Source organism: Pseudomonas sp. S2_B07, assembly GCF_054668435.1.
Genome location: NZ_CP162769.1, coordinates 2,101,522 through 2,114,594 on the forward strand (window position 1 = coordinate 2,101,522; position 13,073 = coordinate 2,114,594).

The 13,073-nt window shown below is 57.9% G+C and carries 14 protein-coding genes, 1 tRNA gene and 1 pseudogene; 5 read left to right on the plus strand and 11 right to left on the minus strand.

Annotated features, from left to right (window positions below; translation table 11 throughout):
* Window positions 1-24 precede the first annotated feature (24 nt).
* Window positions 25-630 (plus strand): cupin domain-containing protein, encoded by a 606-nt coding sequence (locus tag AB4N43_RS09760; RefSeq protein WP_460154207.1) that lies wholly within the window; start codon window positions 25-27, stop codon window positions 628-630.
* 29 nt (window positions 631-659) lie between these two features.
* Here AB4N43_RS09760 and AB4N43_RS09765 read toward each other — a convergent pair whose 3' ends face one another.
* Window positions 660-992: a hypothetical protein gene (locus AB4N43_RS09765; protein ID WP_460153914.1), complete on the minus strand. Its 333-nt coding sequence runs from the start codon at window positions 990-992 to the stop codon at window positions 660-662.
* 171 nt (window positions 993-1,163) lie between these two features.
* Window positions 1,164-1,346: pseudogene (locus AB4N43_RS09770) on the minus strand (toxin-antitoxin system HicB family antitoxin); the annotation flags it as partial.
* A 605-nt stretch (window positions 1,347-1,951) separates the two neighbouring features.
* Here AB4N43_RS09770 and AB4N43_RS09775 point away from each other — a divergent pair.
* Window positions 1,952-2,242: a DUF3077 domain-containing protein gene (locus AB4N43_RS09775; RefSeq protein ID WP_059181455.1), complete on the plus strand. Its 291-nt coding sequence runs from the start codon at window positions 1,952-1,954 to the stop codon at window positions 2,240-2,242.
* 140 nt (window positions 2,243-2,382) lie between these two features.
* Here AB4N43_RS09775 and AB4N43_RS09780 read toward each other — a convergent pair.
* From AB4N43_RS09780 to dapA, 5 genes are all read right to left on the minus strand, one after another.
* A tRNA-Ser gene (locus AB4N43_RS09780) sits at window positions 2,383-2,472 on the minus strand.
* 84 nt (window positions 2,473-2,556) lie between these two features.
* Entirely contained in the window at window positions 2,557-3,270 is a 714-nt protein-coding gene (gene purC, locus AB4N43_RS09785; protein ID WP_007944067.1) for a phosphoribosylaminoimidazolesuccinocarboxamide synthase, read from the minus strand.
* 28 nt (window positions 3,271-3,298) lie between these two features.
* Window positions 3,299-4,057 carry an MBL fold metallo-hydrolase gene (locus AB4N43_RS09790; RefSeq protein ID WP_123433871.1) on the minus strand — a complete coding sequence of 253 codons (759 nt, stop codon included), beginning with the start codon at window positions 4,055-4,057 and terminating at the stop codon, window positions 3,299-3,301.
* Between the two features lie 4 nt (window positions 4,058-4,061).
* On the minus strand, window positions 4,062-5,177 hold the full coding sequence (bamC, locus tag AB4N43_RS09795; protein ID WP_027925528.1) for an outer membrane protein assembly factor BamC: 1,116 nt from the start codon (window positions 5,175-5,177) through the stop codon (window positions 4,062-4,064).
* Window positions 5,178-5,194: 17 nt separating this feature from the next.
* The gene (gene dapA / locus AB4N43_RS09800) at window positions 5,195-6,073 is read right to left on the minus strand and encodes a 4-hydroxy-tetrahydrodipicolinate synthase (RefSeq protein ID WP_027925529.1); all 879 of its coding nucleotides are present in this window, start codon (window positions 6,071-6,073) and stop codon (window positions 5,195-5,197) included.
* 325 nt (window positions 6,074-6,398) lie between these two features.
* Here dapA and AB4N43_RS09805 point away from each other — a divergent pair, with 325 nt between their 5' ends.
* On the plus strand, window positions 6,399-6,959 hold the full coding sequence (locus AB4N43_RS09805) for a glycine cleavage system transcriptional repressor (protein ID WP_027925530.1): 561 nt from the start codon (window positions 6,399-6,401) through the stop codon (window positions 6,957-6,959).
* 10 nt (window positions 6,960-6,969) lie between these two features.
* Window positions 6,970-7,443, plus strand: a complete 474-nt coding sequence (locus AB4N43_RS09810) for a peroxiredoxin (RefSeq protein WP_027925531.1) — start codon at window positions 6,970-6,972, stop codon at window positions 7,441-7,443.
* A 114-nt stretch (window positions 7,444-7,557) separates the two neighbouring features.
* On the opposite strand, the gene AB4N43_RS09815 is transcribed toward AB4N43_RS09810, so the two are convergent.
* The gene (locus AB4N43_RS09815) at window positions 7,558-8,628 is read right to left on the minus strand and encodes an AI-2E family transporter (protein ID WP_027925532.1); all 1,071 of its coding nucleotides are present in this window, start codon (window positions 8,626-8,628) and stop codon (window positions 7,558-7,560) included.
* Between the two features lie 31 nt (window positions 8,629-8,659).
* Complete coding sequence (locus tag AB4N43_RS09820; protein ID WP_027925533.1) at window positions 8,660-8,899, minus strand: sulfurtransferase TusA family protein; 240 nt, start codon at window positions 8,897-8,899, stop codon at window positions 8,660-8,662.
* A 98-nt stretch (window positions 8,900-8,997) separates the two neighbouring features.
* On the opposite strand from AB4N43_RS09820, the gene AB4N43_RS09825 reads away from it, so the two are divergent.
* Entirely contained in the window at window positions 8,998-10,431 is a 1,434-nt protein-coding gene (locus AB4N43_RS09825) for a M48 family metalloprotease (protein ID WP_027925534.1), read from the plus strand.
* Between the two features lie 73 nt (window positions 10,432-10,504).
* Here AB4N43_RS09825 and AB4N43_RS09830 read toward each other — a convergent pair whose 3' ends face one another.
* Together AB4N43_RS09830 and AB4N43_RS09835 are read right to left on the minus strand one after the other, a co-directional pair.
* Window positions 10,505-11,929, minus strand: a complete 1,425-nt coding sequence (locus AB4N43_RS09830) for a DegQ family serine endoprotease (protein WP_460153918.1) — start codon at window positions 11,927-11,929, stop codon at window positions 10,505-10,507.
* Window positions 11,930-12,111: 182 nt separating this feature from the next.
* Window positions 12,112-13,068 (minus strand): MucB/RseB C-terminal domain-containing protein, encoded by a 957-nt coding sequence (locus tag AB4N43_RS09835; RefSeq protein WP_027925536.1) that lies wholly within the window; start codon window positions 13,066-13,068, stop codon window positions 12,112-12,114.
* Window positions 13,069-13,073: the final 5 nt, after the last annotated feature.

Genomic DNA, 13,073 nt, shown 5'->3' on the forward strand with positions numbered 1-13,073 from the left:
CACGCCATGAGCAACAGCAGCAAGATGCAGCCTGCCACCGGCGCGCCCATACAGGACGCCGCCACGCCTTCGGCGGAACCGCATTTTCTCGGCACTCGGATTCGAGGCTTGCGCAAACGCCGGGGCATGACCCTGGCCGAACTGGCGCAGATGAGCGAATTGACAGCGGGCTACATCAGCCAGCTCGAACGCAACCTCGCCTACCCTTCCATCCCGGCCCTGTTCAACATCGCCCGGAGCCTGGGCGTGACCATTCAATGGTTCTTCGCCAGCGAAACGCAAACGGCGCCGGAAGATGACGGCATTGTCGTGCGCAAAAACACCCGGATGAGCGTGCATTACGAAGACGGCATCGTTGATCACCTACTGACGCCGCAGCCGAATCGGCAACTGGAGATGCTGCACTCACGGTTTCCGCCGGGGGCTTACAGTCAGCAAAGTTACAGCCATGAAGGTGAAGAGGCGGGGTATGTGCTGTCGGGCAGTTTTGAGTTGTGGGTGGGGGAACGGCACTTTTTGCTGGGTGAAGGGGATAGCTTTAGTTTTTCCAGCCAGGAACCGCATCGGTATGGGAACCCCGGGGAAGTGGATGCGGTGGTGATTTGGGTGGTGACGCCGCCTACGTTTTGAGGGTTTGGCATTGGCCGCCGAATGTCAGCTCACAGGCTCTTCTGTTGAGTTGAATCATCAGCAGACAGGATGAGCGGCGGCTGCGCTACCAGCTCTGAATCGGCATCAGCGTTCGCTTGAGGTTGGGGTTTGGCGGTGAACAATGGGGCTAACAGTCGCCGTATACCTTCTTCAATGAATGAAAGAAGTCCGAAGGTGATGAAGCCGAAGATCAGCCCGGCAACCAGAATACTCAGCGGGTGTATTCGGGAGGCGTCAGTGCTGTCCATCATGTAAAAGAAAGCCTGAACACCGGCGGCTACGCAGGCCGCTACGGCTGTTATCAGCTTCACAGACAACCAAAGCCGTTGCCATTTGTTCATGCGTCCTCCGTCATCCGGATATTTGTTGTGTATTGCATGATAGCTAATGACGTGGATTTGCCTTGTTTCCTGAATTTGGAATGGTGCTTCGCGGTTATCGCTTGGCGGTAGTGATACCGGATTGGTGGACTATCACGGTCGTCATTCGGTACCGCGTGCTAGGCGGGTCGAGAGATTGGCACGCGTATCCAGATAATCAGTGACGGCCACTTCAAATGCTTCTCGAAGCTCCCGTACTGACTCGCCATGAAAGCCAACGATATCCTTGATGCACGTGATGTGGCCGACAAACAGGCTGTCTTCTTCGCTGTATTCAATGCGGGCGGTATAGCCTTGGTAGTTCATTTCGTTCATGGGGTGACTCCTGCTTGTCCAAGAAAAGCCCTCACATCACGAACTACGTTGGGTCTTGCTTCTTTGAACGTCTGGTGCCCGGCGTTTCGAGCAGTCGCTGAATGTTTGGCGTTCAGGTTTTGTGTTTCACGGTTACCAGAATATCTGGGTGACTCTCGACGAGGTTGTAGGCAAAATCCGAGAGTTGCGTAAGGGGGTATGCTTGCTGTGCTTTTGAGCAGGTTGCCGCCTTGTGGCCATATATTCGACGGGATACTCTCCAGACGTCGCTGAACATTCAGCGATCGGGCTTGGAAACCCGTTGAGTCACGCAACAGCAACCCCATGACTATTGCAGCCGTTTTTTGCCTGCAATGCTGTGTTATGGCGGCTGTGCGTGGGACGCCCTCGGGCGTGCCGGTCTCCTTGACTCCCGGTTTCCAACCTGCGCGCAGCTGCCACCCATTCGCTTGGAAACGAAGTGGCAGCTCTTTATGTCAAGGAGTTGGACAAATGCACATTGTAAATCCGTACAAATTTGGTCTTTTCTCTCTGCGCGACTCCATGTTGCGTAAAGCTCCTTCGCTCGATCTCCTCCAAAACCGCCCCTTCACTGGAGGTGGAAAATGACCGAACCTGCAGAAACAAAAACGATCGGCTTCACCCCTATCTATTGCTCAGACAATGCAATGTTCCACGTCAGCGCGGGTGTGCCCATCAGTGTTGCATTGGCACAGGCCTCGGACTTCCTGTTCCTGGCCAAGGCACTCACAGAGGACGCAGCTTATGCAAAAGACACCGACCGTCATGCTTGGGCTGCGCACTATTTGACTTCGATGGGAAAAGCGCTAATCGATGATGTGGTGAAGGCTGTTTCGCCACGGCCTGTTCGGAAGAGTGAAAAGACAGCAAGTTAGTGCCCCGCCACTCTGAGTATTCGCCCGAGATATCAGGGGCTTCCAACTCTGGTTGAAAGCGAAGCTAAAAATTCCCTGAGCGAAACATCAGAAACGAAAAAGCCCCGTAACTTTTCAGCTACGGGGCTTTTTCTATGTAATGGCGGAGAGATAGGGATTCGAACCCTAGGTACCGGTGAAGGTACAACGGATTTCGAATCCGTCCCATTCGGCCACTCTGGCATCTCTCCAACGGCGCGCATCATAACAACACTTTCGCAGGAAGCGAACCCCCCTAAGCAAAATAATTCTGTGCTATCAGATGCTTGCGTCGATTAAAGCGGTACGCCCAGACGATTGGCGACTTCTTCGTAGGCTTCGATGACGTCACCGAGGCCCTGACGGAAGCGGTCCTTGTCCATTTTCTTGCCGGTGGCCTTGTCCCACAGGCGGCAGCCGTCCGGGCTGAATTCGTCGCCCAGGACGATGGAGCCGTCGTGGAATACGCCGAATTCGAGTTTGAAGTCGACCAGCAGCAGGCCGGCGTCGTCGAACAGTTTGCTCAGGACTTCGTTGACCTTGAGCGACAGTTCTTTCATGCGAACCAGTTGCTCGGCGGTGCCCCAACCGAAGGCCACGACGTGGGATTCGTTGATGAACGGGTCGCCCTTGGCGTCGTCCTTCAGGAACAGTTCGAAGGTGTAAGGGTTGAGCTTCATGCCCTCTTCGACGCCCAGGCGCTTGACCAGGCTGCCGGCGGCGTAATTACGCACGACGCACTCGACCGGGATCATGTCGAGCTTCTTCACCAGGCATTCGTTGTCGCCCAGCAGTTTGTCGAACTGGGTCGGCACGCCGGCGGCTTCGAGTTTCTGCATGATGAAAGCGTTGAACTTGTTGTTCACCATGCCTTTGCGGTCGAGCTGCTCGATGCGCTTGCCGTCGAACGCCGAGGTGTCGTTGCGAAACAGCAGGATCAAGCGGTTAGCGTCATCGGTCTTGTAAACCGATTTGGCTTTGCCGCGGTAGAGTTCTTCACGTTTTTCCATGATGGGCTCCGCTTGCTAAGTAGATGGGCTAGGCGATGTGTCGCCAGTCGAGCCCTGAATCTTGATCGGCCAGTTGCAGCCAGTCCGGGTCGCACCCGAGGGTGTCGACAAAACATTGCCGGGCCAGCTGCGGCAGGTTGTTCTTGCTGCTCAGATGGGCCAGGACCAGGTGTTGCAGGCCTTGCCAGCCCAACTCAGACACCAGGAATGCCGCCTGGTGGTTGTTCAGATGTCCCAGTTCACCGCCCACCCGCTGCTTGAGAAAGTAGGGGTAGTGACCGCGAGCCAGCATGTCACGGCAATGGTTGGACTCGATCATCAACGCATCGAGGTCCCGATAGCCGTCCAGCACCGTGTTGCAATACGAGCCCAGGTCGGTCAGCAGGCCGAAGCGCCGCTCACCGTCGCTGAAGACGTATTGCGTCGGCTCCTGTGCATCGTGGGCCACGGCAATGACGCCGATGCTCAGAGCGCCGATCTGCAGTTGCTCGCCGCCGGCCAGAAGGCCAGCCGGTTCAATCGGTTTGCGCATCCCGCGCAGGGTCCCGCGACTGAGGTAGACAGGCAGATTGTAGCGCCGAGACAGCAAACCCACGCCATGCACGTGGTCGGCATGTTCGTGGGTCACGAGTATCGCGCTCAACTGCGCAGGGTTCACACCCAGGCGCAGCAGGCGTTTTTCGGTTTCTCGCAGGGAGAAACCACAATCCACCAGCACATACGTGTCATCGCTGGCTACCAGCGTGCCGTTCCCTTGGCTACCGCTGCCGAGAACGGCAAAACGCATGTGATCAGCCCAGTTTGTCCTGAATCTCACTCAACACTTTACGCGCCACGTCTGCCGGCGCCACGGTGTTGATGTTTTTCTCGACGGTTACCTGGACGTTTTCACCGACCTTGCTCAGGCGAACCTGATAACGCTCGGCACGGGCTTCAACTTCTTCCTTGCTCGGCGCGCTGCCGAACAGGTTGCTGAAGAAGCCAGGCTTCTCGTCTTTCTTCTCGGCTTTTTCGGACAGGTTGATGTAGTACAGGCCCAGGCTGCGGTTGATGTCTTCAACGCGCCATTCGCCCTGTTCCAGCGCACGACCGACGCTCGACCAGGCACGGTCGAGGTCGTTGCCGACGTTCAGAACCAGGTTGCCGCTGCCGTCTTCGCTCATGCTGATACGACTTGGCGTATCGAAATCACGCGAAGCCAGCATGGAGACCGAACCGCCCTTCTCCGAAATGCGGCTCATGCTCGCGAGCATGTCGTCGACCAGTGCTGCGTCCAGGCCGGTGTTGACCGAACGGTTGGTGAAGTCCACATCGGCGGTGCTGCCGGCAGGACGCTCGGCGCTGACCACATAGACTTCACTGGTGTTGCGCTGCACGCCCGGCTCGATCCGCACTCGCACGCGGGTCTGGCTGTCGGTGCTGACGCCGGCTGCGCTCAGGCGTTTAGCCATCGCTGCGGACAGTTCGTCGGAATGCTGCCAGGTCGTGGTGAATTCGCCGGTTTGCGGCTTTTGTTCATCCAGACGGAAACCGTTGTCCTGGAAGAACTGCACAGCCACTGGCCAGACTTCGGCCGGAGGGTTCTGCGCCAGGATCGAACGCGAATCGCCGACTTTCTGCAGGGAGTAGGCACTGGCATCGGCCGACGCCGACAACGGCTGCGGACGAGGAACGATGTATTCGCCCTTGGCGGTGTCATCGGCCACGTTACGCGGGATCGGCAGCAGCGGATCCAGACGTTTGGCGGTGGTGACATCCGGTGGCAATTGCATGGGTGCTGTCTGTTGCGCTTCCAGGTAGTCGCTACCACGGTCACGGAAATAACCTTCCGGGCCCCAGACCCATCCACAGCCACTGGTGCTGGAGATAATCAAGGCAAGTGCGGAAAGTCCGGCCATTCGCTTCATGCGTTGTACTTCCTCAATTAAACCAGGACGCCGCACTGGCGCAGGGCCGAGCGAAGCGTTTCATGACAAGGTGTGCTCAGCCAGGTCAGCGGCAGGCGAATGCCTTCATGCATCAGGCCCATTTCGACCAAAGCCCACTTCACCGGAATCGGGTTGGCTTCGATGAACAGGTCCTTGTGCAGCGGCATCAATTTTTCGTTGATGGCCCGTGCAGTTTCGGCGTCGCCCTTGAGCGCGGCCTCGCACAGGTCGGCCATTTCGCGCGGGGCAACGTTGGCGGTGACGGAGATATTGCCCTTGCCGCCCATCAGGATCAGCTCGACAGCGGTCGGATCATCGCCGGACAGCACGATGAAGTCCTTGCTCACGCCATCAAGGATTGCCTTGGCACGTTTCAGGTCGCCAGTGGCTTCCTTGATACCGATGATGTTCGGCACGGTGGACAGGCGAATCACGGTCTCGGCCTGCATGTCGCAGGAGGTGCGGCCAGGAACGTTGTAGAGGATCTGTGGAATGTCGACCGATTCAGCGATGTGCTTGAAGTGCTGGTACAAGCCTTCCTGAGTCGGCTTGTTGTAGTACGGAACGACCAGCAGGCAGGCATCGGCGCCGGCCGCTTTGGCGTTGCGGGTCAGTTCGACGGCTTCACGGGTCGAATTGGCGCCGGTGCCGGCGATCACCGGAATACGGCCATTGACCTGTTTGACCACGGCCTTGATGACCGCGATGTGCTCGTCTACGTCGAGGGTTGCCGACTCGCCGGTAGTACCGACCGCGACAATGGCATGGGTGCCGTTTTCAAGGTGGAAGTCCACGAGTTTGCTGAGGCTGTCCCAGTCAAGACGCCCTTGTGCATCCATGGGTGTGACCAGTGCCACCATACTGCCCGCAATCATGAAACCGCTCCTGCCGGAAAAAGAGAGCGGTAATGGTACTGGCGCCAAGATGCTTGCACAAGCAAAGTACTGCGCTGCCGCCATTCCCCTTGGCGTTGCTTTTCGCTACCCTTCAGACTTTGATCGGTACTGATAAGCTCGTACGCCAGGTTCAAGCCTCCATTTACGGCATCACAAGCCCCGATCCAGCGTTGCCACCCCTCGCTCCGGCCTCACTGGAGCACGTTGCAACTTGTGACTCGGGTTTTCTGAATTCGCATCCGCAGGCTTGTCCCCGAAAAAAGCCCTTAGTCGTACCGACCGCTCATCGCTTTAGGAATGCTGCATGTCCACCCCCACAGTTCGCGAACAATTCCTTGTCATCAGTGCCCTCGGCGCCAACCCCATGGAGCTGACTAACGTCCTGTGCCGCGCCAGCCATGAAAATCGCTGCGCCGTGGTCACTTCCCGCCTGACCCGTCATGGCGAGTGCAGTGCGTTGATCCTCGAGATTTCCGGTAGCTGGGACGCCCTGGCGCGTCTGGAAGGCAGCTTGCCGAGCCTCTCCAAAAAGCATGCGTTCACCGTCAATGTGGTGCGCAGCGCGGCCCTGGAGAACCGTCCTCAGGCGCTGCCTTACGTGGCTTATGTCAGTTCGGCCTACCGGTCTGACATCATCAATGAGCTGTGCCAGTTCTTCATGGACCACAACGTCGAGTTGGAAAACCTGACCTGTGACACCTATCAGGCGCCACAAACCGGCGGCACCATGCTCAACGCCACGTTTACCGTGACCTTGCCGGCTGGCGTGCAGATCAGCTGGCTGCGCGATCAGTTCCTGGATTTCGCCGACGCGCTGAACCTGGACGCGCTGATCGAACCGTGGCGCCCACAAAACCCAATGTAAGGAAGCTTTCATGGCCGTTGCCATCGACCAACCGGTTGCCGACTTCGAAGCACCCGCCACCAATGGACAGACCGTCAGCCTCGCGGGCCTTAAAGGCAAGCAAGTGGTGATCTACTTCTATCCCAAGGACAGCACGCCGGGTTGCACCACTCAAGGTCAGGGCTTTCGCGATCAGCTTGAGGCGTTTAAAGCGGCCAACACCGAAGTGTTCGGCGTGTCGCGTGACAGCCTCAAGTCCCACGAAAACTTCAAGGCCAAGCAGGCGTTCACCTTCGAGCTGATCAGCGACAAGGAAGAAGCGCTTTGCCAGCTGTTTGATGTGATCAAGCTGAAGAAGCTGTATGGCAAGGAATACATGGGCGTCGATCGCAGCACGTTCCTGATCGACAAGAACGGTGTACTGCGTCAGGAATGGCGCGGTGTGAAGGTGCCGGGGCATGTGGATGCGGTGTTGGCGGCGGCTCAGGCTTTGAATAAGGCCTGATTTTTTTGGCGCCTGTTACGACGCTATCGCGAGCAAGCTCGGCCCCACAGGTATCGTGATATTCCTGTGGGACCGAGCTTGCTCGGGATGGAGGCCATCAGCCTCACTGTAGTACTAAAGCAGCGGCGCGACTTCTGGCTCCTTGCGCGGCCACGCATCCAGCACGGCCTTGAACAGCGTCGCCAGCGGAATCGCAAAAAACACCCCCCAGAATCCCCACAACCCGCCAAACAACAGCACCGCGCAAATGATCGCGACCGGGTGCAGGTTGACCGCCTCCGAGAACAGCAACGGCACCAGCACGTTGCCGTCCAGCGTCTGAATGATCCCGTAGACCGCCATCAAATAGATGAACTGATCGCTCCAGCCCCACTGGAACAGAGCAATCAGCATGACCGGCACGGTCACTACCACAGCGCCGACGTAAGGCACCACCACCGACACGCCCACCAGCAAGGCCAGCAGCGCGGCGTAGTTAAGCCCCAGCACGACAAAACCGATGTAGGTCACACCGCCGCAGATGAAGATCTCGATGACCTTGCCGCGAATGTAATTGGCAATCTGCCGGTTCATTTCATGAGCGACGCGGGTGATCAACGCCCGTTCACGGGGCAGGTAACCGCGCACCCACTGGCCGATCATCTCCCGGTCCTTGAGGAAGAAGAACACCAGGATCGGCACCAGAACGAGGTAGATCATGATGTTCACCAGCAACGGCAGACTCGACAACGAGAACGTCAGCGCCCACTGGCCGAATTTGCCGATCTCGCCCCGTGCCACTTCGATGGCCTGCAATACCTGCTCATCGGACACCAGATGCGGATAGCGCTCGGGCAGCAGCAATAACAGCGACTGCCACTTGGCGAGCATGCCGGGCAACTCGTTGAACAGCGTAATCAGCTGATGCCACAGCAGCGGCACCAGGACAATCATGAAGACCAGCAGCGCCCCCATGAACAGTGTGAACACCAGCCCCACCGCCACGCCACCGGGCATGCGCAAACGTTCGAGGGTGGCCACCAGGCCATGCATGAGGTACGCCAGCACCATCCCGGCCAGTACCGGCGCGAGCATGCCGCCCAAGGTGAGCACGGCGGTGAATGCCAGCACCAGCAGCACCGCCAGCACCACGGCTTCTTCATCGGAAAAGTAGCGCTGAATCCAGTCGCGTAACACCTTGAACATCAATATTCCTTAAAAACGAACGCAGCAGGTTTCAGGCTTTTTTTAACCAGTAGCGGTAAACACCCGCCTCATCTTCTTCGCGAAGCAGCGTATGACCGGCCAATCGGGCAAAGGTGCGGAAGTCACGCTGCGAACCCGCATCCGTGGCGATTACCTTGAGCACCGCGCCGCTGGCCAGGCGATTGAGCTCCAGCTTGGCCTTGAGCAAGGGCAACGGACAATTCAGGCCGCTGGCGTCCAGTTCGACGTCATGCTCTACAGCGTCGGTCATTGTTTCACTCCGAGTCAGGTGGTTGAGTTGCCTAGAATATCTGGTCCCAAGCCCAGTGTCCGGCTACAGTAAGGTCTTTGTCGACTAAGGCTTTGTGCATGACTTTTTTGCGCCCTACCCTGCTGACGCTCGCTTGCCTGCTTGCCTCACCGGGCTTTGCCGACGACCTGCCGTCACTCGGCGACGCCAGTTCTGCCATCGTCTCGCCACAACAGGAACACCAGTTGGGCCGTGCGTGGCTGGCGCTGCTGCGCAGCCAGGTGGCGCAGCTCAACGATCCGCAGCTCAAGGATTACGTCGAATCCAGCGTTTACCGACTGGTGGAGACCAGCCAGGTCAATGACCGGCGCCTGGAGTTCATCCTGATCAACAGCCCGCAGCTCAACGCCTTTGCGGCGCCGGGCGGGATTGTCGGGGTCAACGGCGGCTTGTTCCTCAATGCGCAGACCGAGGGTGAATACGCCTCGGTACTGGCTCACGAATTGGCTCACTTGTCGCAACGCCACTTTGCCCGTGGCATTGAAGCGCAGCAACGCATGCAAGTGCCGATGATGGCCGCCCTGCTGGCCGGGATCGTGATTGCGGCGGCCGGTGCCGGCGATGCCGGGATCGCGGCCATTGCGAGTACGCAAGCGGCGGCGATCCAGGAACAGCGACGCTTCTCGCGTCAGAACGAACAGGAAGCCGACCGCATCGGCATCGTCAATCTGGAAAAAGCCGGTTACGACCCGCGCTCGATGCCGACCATGTTCGAGCGCTTGGGGCGCCAGTACCGCTTCGACGCCAAGCCACCGGAATTCCTGCTGACTCACCCGGTCACCGAATCGCGGATCGCCGACACCCGCAACCGCGCCGAACAGGCTCCGCAGGGCGGCATCGAGGACACCCTGCGTTATCAGCTGATTCGCGCGCGCGTCCAGTTGTTCTACGAAGAAACCCCTGGCCTGGGCGCCAAGCGCTTCCGTGCCCTGCTTGAAGAAAACCCGAAAAACGATGTCGCGCGTTATGGCCTGGCCATCGCCCAGATCAAGGGGGGTCAGTTGAATGAAGCTCGGGAGAACCTCAAGCCTCTGCTGGCCAAGGCGCCGAACGAGATCATCTATAACCTGGCGGAAGTCGATCTGGACATCACCAACAATCGCCTGCCGGATGCTCAATCACGCGTCGACCGGTTGCTCACGCAATACCCCGGCAACTATCCGCTGAATCAGGTGCGTGTCGATCTGCTGCTGAAACAGAACCGCACCGCCGATGCTGAAAAGGCATTGGAAGGCCTGCTCAAGTCACGCCCGGACGATCCTGACGTGTGGTATCAGGTGGCCGAGACTCGCGGCCTTTCCGGCAACATCATCGGCCTGCATCAAGCTCGCGCGGAGTACTTTGCATTGGTCGGCGACTATCGTCAGGCCATTCAGCAACTGGACTTCGCCAAGCGTAAGGCTGGCAGCAACTTCCCGTTGTCTTCGCGTATCGATGCACGTCAGCGTGAGTTGATGGAGCAGGAGCGCATGATCAAGGACATGATGGGCTGACGGCCTGGCTGCAAATTCCGGGCACAAAAAAACGCCTCTTTCGAGGCGTTTTTTTATTCAGCCAACAACCGGCTTATTCAGCCAGTTTGAAGGTGATGAAGCTGGCACGACCTTGACGCAGAACCCGCATCGATACCGATCGGTTCTTCGGCAGCGCCTTGGCAATCTCGGTGAACTCCTTGCTGGAGCTGATGGCCTGGTTGTTCAGGTGAGTGATGATGTCACCTGGTTGCAAGCCAATCAGCGAGGCAGGACCGTCCTGAACTTCCTTGATCACCACACCACCTTTGAGGTCGTAGGTTTTCTTCTGCTCATCAGACAGTTCGGCGACGGAGACCCCCAAACGATTGCTGCTGATTTCAACGCCCGACTTAGGCATCGAATCCAGTTCTTTGCCTTCGTCAGGAATCGCGCCGACCGTCAGTTCGACGTTCTTGCGTTTGCCTTCGCGAATCACTTCAAGATTGGCCTTGGCGCCCGCTTTCAGTGCGCCTACCAGATGTGGCAAATCGGCCGACATGACGATCGGCTGACCGTTCATGCTCAGGATCACGTCGCCCACTTGCAGGCCACCCTTGGCTGCCGGGCCATCGTCCTGGATCTGAGCGACCAGCGCACCGGCCGGTTTCTCAAGACCAAACGACTCGGCCAGGTCCTTGTTCACTTCCTGAATCACCACACCCAACCAGCCACGGCTGACTTTGCCACCGTCTTTGAGCTGATTGGAAACATCCATGGCGACATCGATAGGGATCGCGAACGATACGCCCATGAAGCCCCCGGAGCGGGTGTAGATCTGCGAGTTGATCCCGACCACTTCGCCATTAAGGTTGAACAGCGGGCCACCCGAGTTACCCGGGTTGATCGGCACGTCGGTCTGGATGAACGGCACATAGTTTTCGTTTGGCAGGCTACGCCCGATGGCGCTGACGATGCCTTGGGTCACGGTGTGGTCGAAACCGAACGGCGAACCGATGGCGACCACCCACTGACCGGCTTTCAGGTCCTGGGATTTGCCGAGTTTAAGCACTGGCAGGCCCTTGCCTTCAATCTTCAGCAGCGCCACGTCGGAACGTGGATCAGTGCCGACCAGCTTGGCTTTCAGCTCACTGCGATCAGCAAGACGCACGAGGATTTCATCCGCATCGGCAATCACATGGTTGTTGGTCAGGATGTAGCCATCAGGCGAAATGATGAAGCCAGAACCCAAGGACTGGGCTTCACGCTGGCGATCACCACGAGGCGAACGCGGTAGAGGCATGCCCCGCTCGAAGAACTGGCGCAGCTGTGGCGGCAGGTCTTCAAGGTCCGGCATTTGCCCGGACACTTTGCGGTCCGGCAGTTTCTGGGTGGTACTGATGTTCACCACGGCAGGCGAGGCCTGCTCGACCAACTGGGTGAAATCAGGCAGTTCGACCGCTTGCGCAGTGACCGCCTGACCGAGTACCAGCACGGTGGCAACAATGGAAAGGTAAGACTTCAAGCGTGGTATCGACATACGGCTCCCGTTACGACGAGCATGGTTAAGCGATATGGAGCAAGGAACACCGGGAACAATACGCCGGTATTTTTGTTCCGGGAACAACAAAACAAGGCCAGAGCCGTGAGGCTCTGACCTATAGAAAAATTCAGGTTTTTTTGCAAATTGAAATGCTCACCAAACATTTCGGTAATGACCCACTACTTGGTTGCGGTGGCATCGGTGCGCATGGACAGCGCAATCCGTTCTGCGGTGCCTATCGGGATCTCTCCGACCACGGTCACCATCACTTCGCCCTGAGGCGTGGTCAGACGGCGGGATACAGCAACGGTGGGGCCCAATTGTGTGCGAGTGTCCGTCACGGTTGCGCCATTCAACGGTTCAAGGAAAACCGAGAAACGCGCCAGGCCATCGTCATACATCAGACTGTTGACCTGTGTTTTGGTCTCCGGATCTTTGCGAGCACTGCTGCTGGTCAACTCAAAACCGGGTGGTAGCCAGTCCGAATGCCACACCTGAGCGACCTTAATGGCGGAAGCCTTGTCACTGTCGAGGGTGACAGCCTTGCAATCATCACCCGCCTGCAAGTCTTTGTCAGACGGGACGTCAGCGGTATCCAGTTGTGTGAACTGGAATCGCTCCAGCAACTGCCCTTTGTCATTGAGCAACAATGACTTGAGTGGCAGGCCGGTTTCTTTGTCCAGATGGAGCTCAAAACCGTATCGATGCTGATCACGTGGCGTCAGCGAAATAATCACTGCCGCACGCCCAGCCACACGCGACTTGCCGATGACGGCAAGGTCATACCAATTCTTTAACTTTTGTGGATCCAGTGCACGAGCAGCGGTATTGGGTGAATCCCCCAATCCTGCTATCAGGGTGCCGCTGACGCATTGAGTATGCCCATCAATGCGCACGACTTCCTGTGCGGAGCCGTCGAGCTGGAGTAAACGCTCTCGGACTTTGCCATCCTGGACGCGATGCCAGATGTTATGGGTAGAAAAACTACCGTTACGCTCGTAAACGAAAGTACCGTGAAAGCTTTGCTGTTGCTCGGCCTGGCCCAGACGGGTCAACCAGTCCTGGGCTTCATCAGCGTGGGCTGGTACGACAAACCAGCCTGCGAGCAGAAGCGAAAGTAGAGGTATGGCGCGCATGATCC

What these genes read in the sequence shown, in the direction of transcription:
- AB4N43_RS09790 (WP_123433871.1), bottom strand. Translation starts at nt 4,057, where the DNA reads ATGCGTTTTGCCGTTCTCGGCAGCGGTAGCCAAGGGAACGGCACGCTG.
- AB4N43_RS09820 (WP_027925533.1), bottom strand. Translation starts at nt 8,899, where the DNA reads ATGACCGACGCTGTAGAGCATGACGTCGAACTGGACGCCAGCGGCCTG.
- AB4N43_RS09830 (WP_460153918.1), bottom strand. Translation starts at nt 11,929, where the DNA reads ATGTCGATACCACGCTTGAAGTCTTACCTTTCCATTGTTGCCACCGTG.
- AB4N43_RS09765 (WP_460153914.1), bottom strand. Translation starts at nt 992, where the DNA reads ATGAACAAATGGCAACGGCTTTGGTTGTCTGTGAAGCTGATAACAGCC.
- dapA (WP_027925529.1), bottom strand. Translation starts at nt 6,073, where the DNA reads ATGATTGCGGGCAGTATGGTGGCACTGGTCACACCCATGGATGCACAA.
- AB4N43_RS09815 (WP_027925532.1), bottom strand. Translation starts at nt 8,628, where the DNA reads ATGTTCAAGGTGTTACGCGACTGGATTCAGCGCTACTTTTCCGATGAA.
- AB4N43_RS09810 (WP_027925531.1), top strand. Translation starts at nt 6,970, where the DNA reads ATGGCCGTTGCCATCGACCAACCGGTTGCCGACTTCGAAGCACCCGCC.
- AB4N43_RS09805 (WP_027925530.1), top strand. Translation starts at nt 6,399, where the DNA reads ATGTCCACCCCCACAGTTCGCGAACAATTCCTTGTCATCAGTGCCCTC.
- AB4N43_RS09760 (WP_460154207.1), top strand. Translation starts at nt 25, where the DNA reads ATGCAGCCTGCCACCGGCGCGCCCATACAGGACGCCGCCACGCCTTCG.
- AB4N43_RS09775 (WP_059181455.1), top strand. Translation starts at nt 1,952, where the DNA reads ATGACCGAACCTGCAGAAACAAAAACGATCGGCTTCACCCCTATCTAT.
- purC (WP_007944067.1), bottom strand. Translation starts at nt 3,270, where the DNA reads ATGGAAAAACGTGAAGAACTCTACCGCGGCAAAGCCAAATCGGTTTAC.
- AB4N43_RS09825 (WP_027925534.1), top strand. Translation starts at nt 8,998, where the DNA reads ATGACTTTTTTGCGCCCTACCCTGCTGACGCTCGCTTGCCTGCTTGCC.
- AB4N43_RS09835 (WP_027925536.1), bottom strand. Translation starts at nt 13,068, where the DNA reads ATGCGCGCCATACCTCTACTTTCGCTTCTGCTCGCAGGCTGGTTTGTC.
- bamC (WP_027925528.1), bottom strand. Translation starts at nt 5,177, where the DNA reads ATGAAGCGAATGGCCGGACTTTCCGCACTTGCCTTGATTATCTCCAGC.